The organism is Pseudomonas poae RE*1-1-14, assembly GCF_000336465.1.
In the GTDB taxonomy this organism is placed as follows: domain Bacteria; phylum Pseudomonadota; class Gammaproteobacteria; order Pseudomonadales; family Pseudomonadaceae; genus Aquipseudomonas; species Aquipseudomonas poae.
The window spans coordinates 4,568,163-4,583,279 of sequence record NC_020209.1; the positions used below are offsets into that span (position 1 = coordinate 4,568,163).

General features: G+C 61.5%; 14 protein-coding genes. 5 read left to right on the plus strand and 9 right to left on the minus strand.

The features are described from left to right. The first annotated feature begins 212 nt into the window (after positions 1–212). Positions 213–1,589 carry a NorM family multidrug efflux MATE transporter gene (locus H045_RS20115; protein WP_003231587.1) on the plus strand — a complete coding sequence of 459 codons (1,377 nt, stop codon included), beginning with the start codon at positions 213–215 and terminating at the stop codon, positions 1,587–1,589. 13 nt (positions 1,590–1,602) lie between these two features. Here H045_RS20115 and H045_RS20120 read toward each other — a convergent pair whose 3' ends face one another. After that, positions 1,603–3,267, minus strand: coding sequence for a putative bifunctional diguanylate cyclase/phosphodiesterase (locus H045_RS20120; RefSeq protein ID WP_015373288.1), 1,665 nt, complete (start codon positions 3,265–3,267; stop codon positions 1,603–1,605). Positions 3,268–3,522: 255 nt separating this feature from the next. Between H045_RS20120 and rep the strand changes: the two genes are divergently transcribed. Further along, positions 3,523–5,532, plus strand: a complete 2,010-nt coding sequence (rep, locus tag H045_RS20125; RefSeq protein WP_003231592.1) for a DNA helicase Rep — start codon at positions 3,523–3,525, stop codon at positions 5,530–5,532. A gap of 58 nt (positions 5,533–5,590) precedes the next feature. Beyond that, the gene (locus H045_RS20130; protein WP_003176890.1) at positions 5,591–6,160 is read left to right on the plus strand and encodes a xanthine phosphoribosyltransferase; all 570 of its coding nucleotides are present in this window, start codon (positions 5,591–5,593) and stop codon (positions 6,158–6,160) included. A 230-nt stretch (positions 6,161–6,390) separates the two neighbouring features. On the opposite strand, the gene H045_RS20135 is transcribed toward H045_RS20130, so the two are convergent. The 6 genes from H045_RS20135 to dadA form a co-directional block, all read right to left on the minus strand. After that, on the minus strand, positions 6,391–8,313 hold the full coding sequence (locus H045_RS20135) for an acetyl-CoA hydrolase/transferase C-terminal domain-containing protein (RefSeq protein ID WP_041931539.1): 1,923 nt from the start codon (positions 8,311–8,313) through the stop codon (positions 6,391–6,393). Between the two features lie 133 nt (positions 8,314–8,446). After that, complete coding sequence (locus H045_RS20140; RefSeq protein WP_041931666.1) at positions 8,447–8,845, minus strand: c-type cytochrome; 399 nt, start codon at positions 8,843–8,845, stop codon at positions 8,447–8,449. 84 nt (positions 8,846–8,929) lie between these two features. Beyond that, positions 8,930–9,478: a cupin domain-containing protein gene (locus tag H045_RS20145; RefSeq protein ID WP_003231599.1), complete on the minus strand. Its 549-nt coding sequence runs from the start codon at positions 9,476–9,478 to the stop codon at positions 8,930–8,932. 116 nt (positions 9,479–9,594) lie between these two features. Beyond that, the gene (alr, locus tag H045_RS20150) at positions 9,595–10,668 is read right to left on the minus strand and encodes an alanine racemase (protein WP_015373291.1); all 1,074 of its coding nucleotides are present in this window, start codon (positions 10,666–10,668) and stop codon (positions 9,595–9,597) included. Between the two features lie 68 nt (positions 10,669–10,736). Further along, entirely contained in the window at positions 10,737–11,090 is a 354-nt protein-coding gene (locus tag H045_RS20155; RefSeq protein ID WP_015373292.1) for a RidA family protein, read from the minus strand. Further along, a complete protein-coding gene (dadA, locus tag H045_RS20160; protein ID WP_003231605.1) occupies positions 11,062–12,363 on the minus strand; it encodes a D-amino acid dehydrogenase in 1,302 nt (433 codons plus the stop codon). Before dadA ends, H045_RS20155 begins: the two co-directional genes overlap by 29 nt. Positions 12,364–12,518: 155 nt before the next feature. On the opposite strand from dadA, the gene H045_RS20165 reads away from it, so the two are divergent. Then, positions 12,519–13,007, plus strand: coding sequence for an Lrp/AsnC ligand binding domain-containing protein (locus H045_RS20165; protein WP_003176896.1), 489 nt, complete (start codon positions 12,519–12,521; stop codon positions 13,005–13,007). 30 nt (positions 13,008–13,037) lie between these two features. On the opposite strand, the gene H045_RS20170 is transcribed toward H045_RS20165, so the two are convergent. Beyond that, positions 13,038–13,391 carry a YkgJ family cysteine cluster protein gene (locus tag H045_RS20170; RefSeq protein WP_003231607.1) on the minus strand — a complete coding sequence of 118 codons (354 nt, stop codon included), beginning with the start codon at positions 13,389–13,391 and terminating at the stop codon, positions 13,038–13,040. 114 nt (positions 13,392–13,505) lie between these two features. Between H045_RS20170 and H045_RS20175 the strand changes: the two genes are divergently transcribed. Further along, positions 13,506–14,798 (plus strand): NAD(P)/FAD-dependent oxidoreductase, encoded by a 1,293-nt coding sequence (locus tag H045_RS20175; RefSeq protein WP_015373293.1) that lies wholly within the window; start codon positions 13,506–13,508, stop codon positions 14,796–14,798. On the opposite strand, the gene H045_RS20180 is transcribed toward H045_RS20175, so the two are convergent. Continuing rightward, the gene (locus H045_RS20180) at positions 14,799–15,023 is read right to left on the minus strand and encodes a DUF1127 domain-containing protein (RefSeq protein ID WP_003231611.1); all 225 of its coding nucleotides are present in this window, start codon (positions 15,021–15,023) and stop codon (positions 14,799–14,801) included. Between the last annotated feature and the right edge of the window lie 94 nt (positions 15,024–15,117).

Here is a 15,117-nt window from a genome sequence, read left to right on the forward strand (position 1 = left end):
GCCAGGATCATCCTGATCTCATAGCGATGCTCGGCAAATTATCTAGTGGGAAACGTCGGGGTGAAGGTCCGACACAGCTACTTCGGCAGGGTTTGCCAATACTTGAGAGAATCAAGGGGGTATTACGCAAACGATTGCATTTATCTCTTTTTACAATTGCGCGCAAAGCACCGAGAATCACTCCCCTGCCACCCTTCCGACTTTCGAGTGTGATGATCATGCAGCCTGCGGCACGTACCGAACTCTGGGCCATCCTGCGGCTGTCAGGACCGTTGATCGCCTCACAGTTGGCGCACATGCTGATGGTGCTGACCGACACCTTGATGATGGCCCGCCTGAGCCCGGAGGCCCTGGCCGGTGGCGGCCTGGGCGCGGCGACTTATTCGTTCGTGGCGATTTTCTGCATCGGCGTAATTGCGGCGGTGGGCACGCTGGTCGCCATTCGTCATGGCGCAGGAGATATCGAAGGCGCAACCCGCCTGACTCAGGCCGGGCTGTGGCTCGCCTGGTTGATGGCGTTGGCGGCGGCCTTGCTGCTGTGGAACCTCAAGCCGGTGCTGCTGATGTTCGGCCAGACCGAAACCAATGTGAATTCGGCCGGGCAGTTCCTGACCCTGTTGCCGTTCGCCCTGCCTGGCTACCTGAGCTTCATGGCCTTGCGCGGCTTCACCAGCGCCATCGGCAAGGCAACGCCCGTGATGGTGATCAGCCTGGGCGGCACGGTGGTCAACTACCTGCTCAACCATGCGCTGATCGAAGGCATGTTCGGCCTGCCCAAGCTCGGCCTGATGGGCATCGGCCTGGTGACGGCCATCGTCGCCAATGGCATGGCACTGGCCCTGATGGCGTACATCCGCAGCAATCGCGTCTATGCCGCTTACCCACTGAGCACCGGCCTGCTCCACCTTAATACTCAGTACCTGCGCGAGCTTTGGCGCCTGGGCCTGCCGATTGGCGGCACCTATGCGGTGGAGGTCGGGCTGTTCGCCTTCGCGGCGCTGTGCATGGGCACCATGGGCAGCACGCAATTGGCGGCGCATCAAATTGCCCTGCAGATCGTCTCGGTGGCGTTCATGGTGCCGGCGGGCATGTCTTACGCGGTGACCATGCGCATCGGCCAGCACTACGGCGCCGGGCAATTGCTGAAGGTGCGTACCGCCGGGCGCGTTGGAATGGGCTTTGGCGGCGCGGTGATGCTGGGGTTTGCCGGGGTATTGTGGCTGTATTCCGACCCGCTGATCGGGCTGTTTCTTGACCACAACGACCCGGCGTTTCATGACGTGATCGTGCTCGCCGTCAGCCTGCTGGCCGTCGCGGCCTGGTTCGAATTGTTCGACGGTGTGCAAACCATCGCCATGGGCTGCATCCGTGGGCTCAAGGACGCCAAGACCACCTTTCTGGTGGGGCTCGGTTGCTACTGGCTGATCGGCGCGCCGGCGGCGTGGTTGATGGCCTTCACGCTGGGTTGGGGGCCGACGGGTGTGTGGTGGGGGTTGGCGCTGGGGTTGGCATGCGCGGCGGTCAGCCTGACTTGGGCGTTTGAAGCGAAGATCAGGCGCATGATTCGGCAGGAGGCATTGCTGGGCTGATTAGATGTGCACGTCAGCCCAACTGCGCCTGCCGGCCCTTGCCGTGAGTCAGGTACTCCACCAGTTCAGGCAACGGCAACGGTTTGCTGATCAGGTAACCCTGGGCCTGGTCGCAGCCAAACAAGCGCAGCAATGCCAGTTGCTCCGGCGTTTCCACGCCTTCGGCGACCACTTCCAGGTTGAGGTTGTGGGCGAGGTTGATCATGGCGTGGACCAGCTTGCGATTCTCTTCGCGCTCCTCCATGCCGCCGACAAAGCTCTTGTCGACCTTCAGCAAGGCAATCGGCAGGCTGTTGAGGTGCACGAACGACGAAAAGCCGGTGCCAAAGTCGTCCAGGGAAAAGCGCACGCCGAGGCGGCCCAGGGCGTCCATGGTCTGCTTGACCAGGTCACTGCGGCGCATCACGGCGGTTTCGGTCAGCTCGAATTCCAGCCATTGCGCTTCCACGCCGCGCTCGGTGATCAGCCGACTGAGGGTGGACAGCAACTGGCTGTCCTGGAACTGACGGAACGACAGGTTGACCGCCATGTGCAGCGGCGGCAGACCGCGTTCGCGCAGGTCCTGCATATCGCGCAGGGCGCGGGAGATCACCCAGTAACCCAGTGGCACGATCAGGCCGCTCTGTTCGGCCAGGGGCACGAACTCGCTGGGCGCCAGCAGCCCCCGCTCGCCGTGGCGCCAGCGCACCAGGGCTTCGAGGCCGACGATACGGCCGTCGCCCAGGTCCAGGCGCGGCTGGTAATGCAGTTCCAGCTCATCACGGCGCAGCGCGCGGCGCAGTTCGCTTTCAAGATCGGCAAGGCTGCGCGCATTGCGGTTGATGCGCTCGTTGAAGATATGAAAGGTGCAGCCCTGGGTGCTTTTGGCTTGCTGCATGGCGATGTGCGCGTGCCACATCAGCGGGTCGGCGCCAGCGCGAGCGCGGGCATGGGCCACGCCCAGGCTGCAGCCGATCAGCAGGCTTTCACCGTCCACCCAGTAAGGCTCGGCCATGACCTGGGTGATGCGCTCGGCCATCCATTCGGCGCGCTGGGGTGCGCGGCGGGTGTCGATCAATAGGGCGAATTCGTCGCTACCCAGGCGCGCCAACTGGTCACCGGCTTCGAGCTGGCTCTTGAGCCGCGCGACCACTTGCAGGATCAGCCGGTCGCCGGCCTGGTGGCCGAGGGCATCGTTGGCGTGGCGGAAGTTGTCGAGGTCCAGGTGACCGAGTGCCAGGCCGCGCCCTTCATTGTCGGCCAGACGCGCCGCCAGCAGGGTCTGGAAGCCTTGGCGGTTGGCGATCCCCGTGAGCGGGTCCTGCTCGGCCAGACGCTGCAGCGTGTGTTCGAGCACGCCACGTTCACGCACATGACGCAGGCAGCGGCGCAACGTGCCAGCGTCCAGTGCGTCACGCACCAGCCAGTCACTGACCCCCAGCGGTGCAACCAGCGGCTCCTCTTCCAGCAGCAATATGCAAGGCAGGCTGCAGCGGCCAGGGCCGGGCTGCAAGCCGGGGGTGGTCAACAACACGGCGCTGTGGTCGTCATTGAACAGACGGCTCACCGAGTCCCAGTTGGGCGCGCTGATCAACACAGCTGCGTCGCCCATTGGCGCCAGGCACTCGCGCAACAAGGCTGCCCACTCAGGCGCATCGGACAGCAGCAGCAAACGCAAGGGTTCGACAGGCGTAGCCAAGCTAGCTCCCTAGACTCTGCAAAATTTCGTTGGCGGCGGCATTATGACGTGCGGCCTGATAATCACCAATGATAGGCGTTATCAAATACGCGAGTTGTCAGAAAAAGTCCTGAAAACGCGTCACATCCTGCGGCAAAGTAACAAAACCGGCAAATTTAGATCGAGTGGTACGTCACACCGTCGATCCAGGGCAGCAGAATCTTGCCAGCCTGTTAAAATGCCCGCCCTTTTGAACAACGACCTCCCGAATTCTGTATGTCCCGACTCAATCCCCGGCAGCAAGAAGCCGTGAACTACGTCGGCGGCCCTCTATTGGTGCTCGCCGGCGCAGGCTCCGGCAAGACCAGCGTGATCACCCGCAAGATCGCGCACCTGATCCAGAACTGCGGCATCCGTGCCCAGTACATCGTCGCCATGACCTTTACCAACAAGGCGGCGCGGGAAATGAAAGAGCGCGTCGGCACCCTGCTCAAGGGTGGCGAAGGCCGTGGCCTCACCGTGTGTACATTCCACAACCTGGGACTGAACATCATCCGCAAGGAGCATGTGCGGCTGGGCTACAAACCGGGCTTTTCGATCTTCGACGAGACCGACGTCAAGTCCTTGATGACCGACATCATGCAGAAGGAATACGCGGGCGACGACGGTGTCGACGAGATCAAGAACATGATCGGGTCGTGGAAAAACGACCTGATCCTGCCTGCCGAGGCGCTGGAAGCGGCGCGCAATCCCAAGGAGCAGACCGCCGCCATTGTCTACACCCACTACCAGCGCACGCTCAAGGCGTTCAACGCGGTGGACTTCGACGACCTGATCCTGCTGCCGGTAAAGCTGTTCCAGGAACACAAGGACATTCTGGAAAAGTGGCAGAACAAGGTGCGCTACCTGCTGGTGGACGAGTACCAAGACACCAACGCCAGCCAGTACCTGCTGGTGAAACTGCTGATCGGCACGCGCAACCAGTTCACCGTGGTTGGCGACGATGACCAGTCGATCTACGCCTGGCGCGGCGCCCGCCCGGAAAACCTGATGCTGCTCAAGGACGACTACCCGTCGTTGAAAGTGGTCATGCTGGAGCAGAACTACCGCTCCACCAGCCGCATTCTGCGGTGCGCCAACGTGCTGATCTCCAACAACCCCCACGAATTCGAAAAACAGCTGTGGAGCGAGATGGGCCATGGCGACGAGATCCGCGTGATCCGTTGCCGCAACGAAGACGCCGAAGCCGAGCGCGTGGCGGTCGAGCTGCTCACGCTGCACCTGCGGACCGACCGGCCCTACAGCGATTTCGCCATCCTTTATCGCGGCAACTACCAGGCCAAACTGATCGAGCTGAAGCTGCAGCACCATCAGATTCCCTATCGCCTGTCGGGCGGCAACAGCTTCTTCGGGCGCCAGGAAGTCAAGGACTTGATGGCCTACTTCCGGCTGATCGTGAACCCCGATGACGACAATGCCTTCCTGCGGGTGATCAACGTCCCACGCCGTGAAATCGGTTCGACTACGCTGGAAAAGCTCGGCAACTACGCCACCGAACGCAAGATCTCGATGTACGCCGCCACCGATGAAATCGGCCTGGGCGAACACCTGGACACGCGTTTCACCGATCGCCTGTCACGCTTCAAGCGTTTCATGGACAAGGTGCGCGAGCAGTGCGCAGGCGAAGACCCGATCAGCGCCCTGCGCAGCATGGTCATGGATATCGACTACGAGAACTGGCTGCGCACCAACAGCTCCAGCGACAAGGCCGCCGACTACCGCATGGGCAACGTCTGGTTCCTGATCGAGGCGCTGAAGAACACCCTGGAAAAAGACGAAGACGGCGAAATGACCGTTGAAGACGCCATCGGCAAGCTGGTGCTGCGCGACATGCTCGAGCGCCAGCAGGAAGAAGAAGACGGCGCCGAGGGTGTGCAGATGATGACCTTGCATGCCTCCAAGGGCCTGGAATTTCCTTATGTGTTCATCATGGGCATGGAAGAGGAAATTCTCCCACACCGTTCCAGCATCGAAGCCGACACCATTGAGGAAGAACGCCGGCTGGCCTACGTGGGCATTACCCGCGCGCGTCAGACCCTGGCCTTCACCTTTGCCGCCAAGCGCAAGCAATACGGCGAAATCATCGATTGCGCCCCCAGCCGGTTCCTGGACGAACTGCCGCCGGACGATCTGGCCTGGGAAGGCAACGACGACACCCCGACCGAGGTCAAGGCCGTTCGCGGCAACACGGCCCTGGCCGACATACGCGCGATGTTAAAGCGCTAGAATCGACTACTTTTTAATCTACTTTCGGCGCAGACCGCGCCATTAGAGGAAGCTTTCCGTGGAAGCACTGCACAAGAAAATTCGCGAAGAAGGCATCGTGCTTTCCGATCAGGTTCTCAAGGTTGACGCCTTTTTGAACCACCAGATTGATCCGGCGCTGATGAAATTGATCGGCGACGAGTTCGCCGCACTGTTCAAGGATTCGGGCATCACCAAGATCGTCACCATCGAAGCCTCGGGCATCGCGCCGGCCATCATGACCGGCCTGAACCTCGGCGTACCGGTGATTTTCGCCCGCAAGCAGCAGTCACTGACCCTGACCGAAAACCTGCTGTCGGCGACCGTGTATTCCTTCACCAAAAAGACCGAAAGCACCGTGGCCATTTCGCCGCGCCACCTGACCAGCAGCGACCGCGTGCTGGTGATCGATGACTTTTTGGCCAACGGCAAGGCCTCCCAGGCGCTGATCTCGATCATCAAGCAGGCCGGCGCGACCGTTGCCGGGCTGGGCATCGTCATCGAGAAGTCGTTTCAGGGCGGCCGTGCGGAACTGGATGCGCAGGGTTATCGGGTTGAATCGCTGGCACGGGTGAAATCCCTGGCCGGTGGTGTCGTTACCTTCATCTGAGCCAACACGCTGTCACACAGCAAACTGGAGCTGGAGCCTATAGGCCGGTCTGTTGTGGCGAGCAGGCTTGTCCTGCGTTGGGCTGCGCAGCAGCCCCAAAACCAGACGCTGAGCCATATTAAGGTACACCGCGTTTTGCTGGATTGGGGGTGCTTCGCACCCCAACGCGGGGCAAGCCCGCTCGCCACAAGGAAGTGGATTGCCTGAGATAACTCATTTGCGTGGGTCTTTCAGTGTGCGGTGGCTTGGAGGCCCGCGAGCAGCAGGCGCTGATACAAGTCCTCTTTCAGGCCTTCCGGCTTGTCCAGGCGCATCCGCTCCAGATGCCTGGGAAACGCTTCCGGGTCCGGTGCATCCAGCGCCGCACGGCCCAGTTCAAGAATTTCCGTCAGCTTGAATTTGCTCTTGAGCCAATTCAACGCGCGCAACAGATCCCGCTCTTCGTCAGTAAAGTCCGTGCCCAGCGGGTATTCCGGGAACAACCGACCATGCCGCGCCTGAATCGCTTTCAAGCGCTCCGGCGTGTTGTCACGAAAACGCGGATCCAGCTGGAAATCCCTGGGCAACTTACCGGCCTTTTGCGCCTGCTCGATCAGGTCACCCTGGAACCGTGAGTCGGTAACATTGAGCAGCGCCTCGATGACCTGGGCATCGGTCTGACCCCGCAGGTCGGCAATACCGTATTCGGTGATGACGATATCGCGCAGGTGCCGAGGAATGGTGCAGTGGCCATATTCCCAGACGATATTGGAGCTGACCTCCCCCGCCGATTCGCGCCAGCTGCGCAGGATAAGGATCGAGCGTGCACCTTCCAGGGCATGCCCCTGGGCCACAAAGTTGTACTGCCCGCCGACACCGCTGAGTACGCGGCCGTCTTCGAGCTGGTCAGCCACGCCGGCGCCGAGCAAAGTCACCATGATCGCGCTGTTGATAAACCGCGCATCCAGGCGCTGCAAGCGTTTGAGTTCTTCCTGGCCATACAGCTCGTTGATGTAGCTGATACGCGTCATGTTGAATTCAAGGCGCTTGGCAGGCGTCATTTCCTGCAGGCGCTGGTAAAAGCTGCGAGGGCCCAGGAAGAAACCGCCATGAACCGACACGCCATCGGGTTGCGCCGCATCGTCAAGCAGGCCGGCGTTGGCCTGTTCCTGGGTCGCGACGTCCGGGTAAACCTTGCGCCGTATGATCCCCGCATCCGCCAACACCAGCAGGCCGTTGACGAACATTTCGCTGCAGCCGTAAAGGCCACGGACGAATGGATCGACGCCGCCTTCACGGCTGATCAAGCGCGCCCACTGGTATACATTCAGGTCGGTAAGCAGCAGGCGATAGGCCTCGTTATCAGCCTGGCGCGCGAGCAAGGCGGCGGTCAGCGCGTCGCCCATCGAGCCGATACCGATCTGCAAGGTGCCGCCATCGCGCACCAGGGTGCTGGCATGCACACCGATAAAGTGGTCCTGGAAACCCACCGGCATATTCGGTGTGGAGAACAGCGTGGTGTTGTCTTTCTCGTCGAGCAGGTAATCGAAAGCGTCCATGCCCAGCTCGGCATCGCCGGGCATGTAGGGCAAATCGCTGTGCACCTGGCCGACGACGAGAATGGTTTCCCCGGCTTCGCGGCGCTTGGCGATCATGGGCAACAGGTCGAGGGAGATGTCCGGGTTGCAGCTCAGGCTCAAACGGTCGGGATGTTCAGGGCTGCTGGCGACCAGTTGCGCCACCAGGTTCAGTCCGGCGGCGTTGATATCGCGCGCGGCGTGGCTGTAGTTGCTGCTGACGTAATCCTGTTGCGCGGCCGCGCTGTGCAGCAGGCTGCCGGGCTGCATGAAAAACTGCTGCACGCGGATGTTCTTCGGCAGGCTGTCTTTGTTCAGGTCCGCGAGGAAGTCCAGCTCGGGGTAATCGCCAAAGACGCGCTCGATGAAGGGTTCGAGGAAGCGCTTCTGCAAGCCGTCGCCCATCGTCGGGCGGCCCAGGCTGAGTGCGGTGTAGATAGTCAAGGCGCGGTCCGGCAGCGTGACGATGCGCCGGTACAGCGCATTGACGAACTGATTGGGTTTGCCCAGCCCCAGGGGGATGCCCAAATGGATATGCGCCGGCAACCGCGCCAGTACGTCGTCAACTGCTTGCTCGATTGAACACAACTGCACCATCCGACCCTCCTGACATTCCATGATGTGGGGTTGGACCGAGCTTGCCGCGTCTTTGCTGCAATGAACAGTGTCGAAACACAAATGGCGTTCACAAAAAAAGCCGCGGATCAGCGGCTTTTTGGTGAAGATCGGGTTATTTCAAACCAGACATTTTCTCGATGGCGCCCTTGAGTTCGTCATCCGAGCAATCCCCGCAAGTGCCCTTGGGCGGCATCGCATTGACGCCGGTGATGGCTTTTGCAAGCAAGCCGTCGAGGCCGCCCTGCTCCTGGGCGCGTTTACCCCAGTCGGCCGCATCGCCGATTTTCGGCGCGTTCAGCAGACCGACGCTGTGACACGCGGTGCAATGATTGGCGATCACATCATCCGGCGCCCTCGCGCTGGCGCCGCTCTCGGTTACGGCGCCAGTGCAGGCCTGACCCTGAACGCACACCTTGCCGACCGGTTCCAGACGCCTGGCGAGGTCGTCGGCGGTTGCCGCCTGGGCGCTGAAAGCCCCCAGGGCCAATAAGGTGGCTGATGCAGCCAACATTTTGCTGATACGTTTGATGCGTTCACCCGCATGGTGGCGATTCACGCCCAGGGCCACAGGATCGCAGGCAGCGCGCATCTTTGTTTAAAAATTCGCGGGTGTGGCTGCGCTGATCAATCGCGCAGGCACATCGAACGGGTTGCGAAAACGATGAGGTCTGCTGCTCTCGAAGTAATAGCTATCGCCCGCTTCGAGCAAAAACGTTTCAAGACCGACTACCAGCTCCAGACGCCCTTCCACCAGGATCCCGGTTTCTTCGCCTTCGTGGGTGAGCATTTCTTCGCCCGTGTCGGCACCCGGCGGGTAGACCTCATTAAGAAACGCGATCGCCCGGCTGGGATGCGCGCGGCCGACCAGTTTCATAGTCACGGCGCCGTCGGAAATGTCGATCAACTCGTGGGCTTTGTAGACGATCTGCGTGGGCACTTCCTGGAGAATTTCCTCGGAAAAGAACTCGACCATGGACATGGGGATGCCGCCCAGTACCTTGCGCAAGGAGCTGATCGAGGGACTGACGCTGTTTTTTTCGATCATCGAAATGGTGCTGTTGGTGACACCCGCGCGCTTGGCAAGCTCACGCTGGGAAAGACCTTTGAGTTTACGGATCGATTGCAGTCGTTCGCCGACGTCCAATGCTGGTGCCTCCCGGGATTCAGGCTTTGTTGTAGTTGAGCGTTATCATGGCGACAGCGTTCAGTATTTACAACACTTGGGCCTGAATCCCGGACGGTCGCCTCGCTCGCCTGCGATCAAGCGCCGCAATAGAGCCTTGGCACGCGACGCAGATTGCAGAAAATCTGATAGGGGATGGTCTCGGCGGCAGCGGCTACGTCACTGGCAAGAATGTGTTTGCCCCACAGCTCCACGGTGGAGCCCAGGCCGGCCTGCGGTATGTCCGTGAGGTCGACGCACAGCATGTCCATGGACACACGCCCCAACAACTGACTGCGCTGACCCGCCACCAGCACCGGCGTGCCGGTAGGCGCATGGCGCGGGTAACCGTCGGCATACCCCATGGCAACCACGCCGACGCGCATCGGCCTGGGTGTGATGAACCTGGCGCCGTAACCCACCGGCTCGCCGGTCGGTAGCTCACGCACGCAAATCACCTTCGACTCCAGGGTCATGACGGGTTGCAGACGCGCTGCGATGGCTTGGTCCTCGCCAAACGGGGTAGCGCCGTACAGCATGATGCCGGGGCGCACCCAGTCGCTGGACACCTGTGGCCAGCCCATCACCGAGGGCGAATTGCGCAGGCTGACCTCAGCCGACAAGCCCTGGCGCGCCGCTTCGAACACCGCCACCTGTTCATCACTGCGCACGCAGTCGAGTTCATCGGCACGGGCGAAATGACTCATCAATACAATGCTCGCCACCTTGCCGCTGGCCAGCAGGCGTTGATAGGCCGCCTGATAATCCTCGGGATGCAGACCCACGCGGTGCATGCCCGAGTCGAGCTTGAGCCAGACGGTCAGCGGCTTGCTCAAGGGGGCTTGTTCGATGGCCTCCAGTTGCCACAGCGAATGCACCACGCACCAGAAATCATGCTCGATGATCAGCGGCAATTCGTCGGCTTCGAAAAAACCTTCCAGCAACAACACCGGCGCACGAATGCCGGCCGCCCGCAGCTCCAGGGCCTCCTCGATGCACGCCACGGCAAACCCGTCAGCCTCGGCTTCCAGCGCCTGGGCCACGCGCACGGCGCCGTGGCCGTAGGCGTCGGCCTTGACCACCGCGAGGGCCTTGGCCCCCGCGACTTCACGGGCCAATTGGTAGTTGTGGCGCAAGGCCTGGAGATCGATGAGGGCACGGGCAGGACGCATGGCGGCGGGCTTCTAGGCGGCAAGTTGAAAAAAACCGGCACCGATTTGCGTCGGCGCCGGATCGGTATTTATGGCAACGCAGCCACGACGGACAGCTCTACCAGAATATGCGGTTCGCACAGCTTGGCCTCGACCGTGGCGCGAGCCGGGGCGACACCTTTGGGTAGCCACTGGTCCCACACGGCGTTCATGCCGGCAAAATCGGCGTCGATGTCTTTGAGGTAAATCGTCACCGACAGCAAACGGGTCTTGTCGGTGCCGGCGAGGTCCAGCAAGCGTTCGATATTGACCAGGGTTTCGCGGGTCTGCTGTTCGATCCCGGCGCTCATGTCGTCACCAACCTGCCCCGCCAGATACACGGTGCCATTGTGAACGACGTTCTGACTCATGCGCTCATTGGTGAGCTGGCGCTGGATGGACATGTTTTGCGGACTCCTGGTGACTACCGTAACGGGAAATATCGAGGCCTTCGGCGCTGATCTGCGGGGTTTTACGCGCGATCAGGTCGGCCAGCAAGCGACCGGAGCCACAGGCCATGGTCCAGCCGAGGGTGCCATGGCCAGTATTGAGGAACAGGTTCCTGAACGGGGTGGCACCCACAATCGGCGTGCCGTCCGGCGTGGTCGGGCGCAGGCCGGTCCAGAAATTCGCCTGGGCCAGATCGCCGCCCCGAGGATAAAGGTCGTTGACGATCATCTCCAGGGTTTCGCGTCGACGCGGGTTCAGCGACAGGTCAAAGCCGGCTATTTCAGCCATGCCACCGACGCGGATGCGGTTGTCGAAACGGGTGATGGCGACCTTGTAGGTCTCGTCGAGAATGGTCGACGTTGGCGCCATTGCCGGATTGGTGATCGGTACCGTCAATGAGTAACCCTTGAGCGGGTAAACCGGCGCCTTGATCCCCAGCGGTTTGAGCAGCTTGGGTGAGTAGCTGCCCAGGGCCAATACGTAGCGGTCCGCAGTTTCCAGCTTGCCGTCGACCCATACGCCATTGACGCGGTCGCCAGCCCAGTCGAGGCGCTGAATATCCTGTTCGAAGCGAAACTCCACCCCCAACTGCCTGCACATGTCGGCCAAGCGCGTGGTGAACAGTTGGCAATCGCCGGTCTGATCGTTCGGCAGGCGCAGTGCGCCGGCAAGAATGTCGGTGACATTGGCCAGGGCCGGCTCAACGCGGGCAATGCCGGCGCGGTCGAGCAACTCGAACGGCACGCCCGACTCCTGCAGCACGGCGATGTCCTTGGCGGCGCCGTCGAGCTGCGCCTGGGTGCGGAACAACTGCGTCGTCCCCAAACTGCGGCCTTCGTAGGCAATGCCGGTTTCTGCGCGCAATTCGTCGAGGCAATCGCGGCTGTACTCGGACAGGCGCACCATGCGCTCCTTGTTCACCGCATAACGGCTGGCCGTACAGTTGCGCAGCATCTGCGCCATCCACAGGTATTGATCGATATCGGCAGTGGCCTTGATCGCCAGCGGCGCGTGACGTTGCAACAACCACTTGATCGCCTTGAGCGGCACACCCGGCGCGGCCCAGGGCGAGGCATAGCCAGGCGACACCTGGCCGGCGTTGGCGAAGCTGGTTTCCATGGCGGCGGCAGGCTGACGGTCGACCACGACCACCTCATAGCCGGCCCGTGCCAAATAGTAGGCACTGGTCACACCAATGACGCCGCTACCCAAAACCAGAACGCGCATTTTTTATCCTCATCGCGGGCTCAGCCGCTGACGTGTGTTATTGGAGCAATGATGGGGGCAGTGTAAAAAAGAATGTCCAGTGCATTTCACTATATAAGTGCCTATATTTGGCGACAATTCTCGGCAAAAACCCTTTTCACAGAGGCGTATCCCCTATGCGTACCAACACCCAGACCAAGCGGGAGCTGGACAAGATCGACCGCAATATCCTGCGCATCCTGCAAACCGATGGACGTATTTCGTTCACCGAGCTGGGGGAAAAGGTCGGGCTGTCGACCACGCCCTGTACCGAGCGGGTGCGGCGCCTGGAGCGCGAGGGGATCATCATGGGCTATAACGCGCGGCTCAATCCGCAGCATTTGAAGGGAAGTTTGCTGGTATTTGTCGAGATCAGCCTTGATTACAAGTCTGGCGACACGTTTGAGGAATTCCGCCGCGCCGTGCTGAAGCTGCCCCATGTGCTGGAGTGCCATCTGGTGTCAGGTGACTTCGACTACCTGGTGAAGGCGCGGATTTCCGAGATGGCGTCGTACCGTAAATTGCTCGGCGACATCCTGCTCAAGCTGCCCCATGTACGCGAATCCAAGAGCTATATCGTGATGGAAGAGGTGAAGGAGAGCCTGAACCTACCGATTCCGGACTAGTGGTCACATTGACTCCGTACATTCAACTGGCTAGACCAGCACCTGCCGAGTGCTGCCCATGTAGTCGTGAATCTGCTTCTCCACCCGCGGATGGATCAACTCCACCGGTCGCCGCCCGTTGGGGCAAGGCAGGGTTGGGGTGGTGCCAAACAGCCTGCAAATCAGCGGCCGCTCGTCATATACGGTGCAGCCATTGGGGCCCAGGTGCACACAATTCAGCTCATCCATCGCCGCGTCCTGCTCGGCGGCAGTCTTGCGCGGCAGGCGTGACATTTCCTCGGGCGAGGTGGTCACCGGCCCACAGCAGTCATGGCAGCCGGGGACACACTCGAACGAAGGAATCTGCTTGCGCAGGGCGCTGATTTTCTGGCTGTTGCAACTCATCAAGACCCATACCAAACGGCGGACAGGCGTGGATTCTGCCGCAAAACGCCGCCCACAGACAGCTCCGCCCGACCGTTGTATCCTGCGTCAAATTTTTCACACAGGGAGGCTCCCATGACCACCAGCGCCCGGCACACCACGTCCTACTACGCCGCCAGCAGCGTGCCGCAGCCCGATTACCCGGCGCTGGCAGGCGAGATGAGCGCAGACGTGTGTGTGATCGGCGGGGGGTATTCGGGGCTCAACACGGCGCTGGAGCTGGCCGAACGCGGTTTCAAGGTGGTGTTACTGGAGGCGCGCAAAATCGGCTGGGGCGCCAGCGGGCGCAATGGCGGCCAGCTGATTCGCGGCGTTGGTCACGGCCTGGACCAGTTCGCCAATGTGATCGGCAGCGACGGCGTGCGCCAGATGAAACGCATGGGCCTGGAAGCGGTGGAAATCGTGCGTGAACGCGTCGAGCGCTTCCAGATCCCCTGCGATCTGACTTGGGGCTATTGCGACCTGGCCAACAAGGCCCGCGACCTGCAAGGCCTGGCCGAAGACGCCGAAGAACTGCGCAGCCTCGGCTATCGCCACGAAGTGCGCCTGTTGCAAGCCAGCGAAATGCGCAGTGTGATCGGCTCCGAGCGGTATGTGGGCGGCATGATCGACATGGGTTCCGGGCACCTGCACCCGTTGAACCTGGCGCTGGGCGAAGCGGCCGCCGCGCAGCAACTGGGGGTGCAGTTGTTCGAACAGTCCGAGGTGACGCGCATCGACTACGGCCCCGAGGTCACGGTGCACACCGCTCAGGGTCAGGTACGTGCCAAGACCCTGGTACTGGCCTGCAATGCTTATCTGAACGGGCTCAACCCACACTTGAGCGGCAAGGTGCTGCCCGCCGGCAGCTATATCATCGCCACCGAACCTCTGGATGAGGCGCAGGCCGCCAGACTGTTGCCGCAGAACATGGCCGTGTGCGACCAGCGGGTGACGGTGGATTACTTCCGCCTGTCGGCCGACCGCCGCCTGCTGTTCGGCGGTGCCTGCCATTATTCCGGGCGCGATCCCCAGGATATCGGCGCCTACATGCGGCCCAAGATGCTGAGCGTATTTCCGCAACTGGCCAACGTGAAGATCGACTACCAATGGGGCGGCATGATCGGCATCGGCGCCAACCGCCTGCCGCAGATCGGCCGGCTGGCGGACCAACCCAACGTGTATTACGCCCAGGCCTACGCGGGCCACGGCCTGAACGCCACGCACCTGGCCGGCAGGCTGCTGGCCGAAGCCATCAGCGGCCAGCAGCACGGACGCTTCGACTTGTTCGCCCAGGTGCCGCACATGACTTTCCCCGGCGGCAAGCACTTGCGCTCACCGCTGCTGGCCCTGGGCATGCTCTGGCATCGTCTCAAAGAACTGATGTGATCATCCGCGCCAGAAGGGCTTGAGGCCTTCCTCGCGCGCCTGTTCCTCAGTCAAGCCGATGTCGCGCAACTGCTCGCAAGTCAGCGCCAGCAGCGCCTTGCGGGTATGGCGACGCAGCCAGAACAAATCCCAGCGTTCCCGGGCCGGCGCCAACCGCACGCGCCGCTGCCCAGCTTCCAGTTCCTGACCCCGTAACGCCAGCCGCACATCGCAGATCCCGTTCATGTTGCCGCCCCTTGTTGGCTCGTTGCCTTGAGTGACAAGCATGGGGGCTTTGGCACAACCAATACAGATCCAATCAAGCGTTATTAAATCCATA

Excerpts from the sequence above, each read along its gene's own strand:
- H045_RS20115 (WP_003231587.1), top strand. The coding sequence starts at position 213 with ATGATCATGCAGCCTGCGGCACGTACCGAACTCTGGGCCATCCTGCGG.
- rep (WP_003231592.1), top strand. The coding sequence starts at position 3,523 with ATGTCCCGACTCAATCCCCGGCAGCAAGAAGCCGTGAACTACGTCGGC.
- H045_RS20135 (WP_041931539.1), bottom strand. The coding sequence starts at position 8,313 with ATGGTGCAGTTGTGTTCAATCGAGCAAGCAGTTGACGACGTACTGGCG.
- H045_RS20140 (WP_041931666.1), bottom strand. The coding sequence starts at position 8,845 with ATGTTGGCTGCATCAGCCACCTTATTGGCCCTGGGGGCTTTCAGCGCC.
- alr (WP_015373291.1), bottom strand. The coding sequence starts at position 10,668 with ATGCGTCCTGCCCGTGCCCTCATCGATCTCCAGGCCTTGCGCCACAAC.
- H045_RS20155 (WP_015373292.1), bottom strand. The coding sequence starts at position 11,090 with ATGTCCATCCAGCGCCAGCTCACCAATGAGCGCATGAGTCAGAACGTC.
- dadA (WP_003231605.1), bottom strand. The coding sequence starts at position 12,363 with ATGCGCGTTCTGGTTTTGGGTAGCGGCGTCATTGGTGTGACCAGTGCC.
- H045_RS20165 (WP_003176896.1), top strand. The coding sequence starts at position 12,519 with ATGCGTACCAACACCCAGACCAAGCGGGAGCTGGACAAGATCGACCGC.
- H045_RS20170 (WP_003231607.1), bottom strand. The coding sequence starts at position 13,391 with ATGAGTTGCAACAGCCAGAAAATCAGCGCCCTGCGCAAGCAGATTCCT.
- H045_RS20175 (WP_015373293.1), top strand. The coding sequence starts at position 13,506 with ATGACCACCAGCGCCCGGCACACCACGTCCTACTACGCCGCCAGCAGC.
- H045_RS20180 (WP_003231611.1), bottom strand. The coding sequence starts at position 15,023 with ATGAACGGGATCTGCGATGTGCGGCTGGCGTTACGGGGTCAGGAACTG.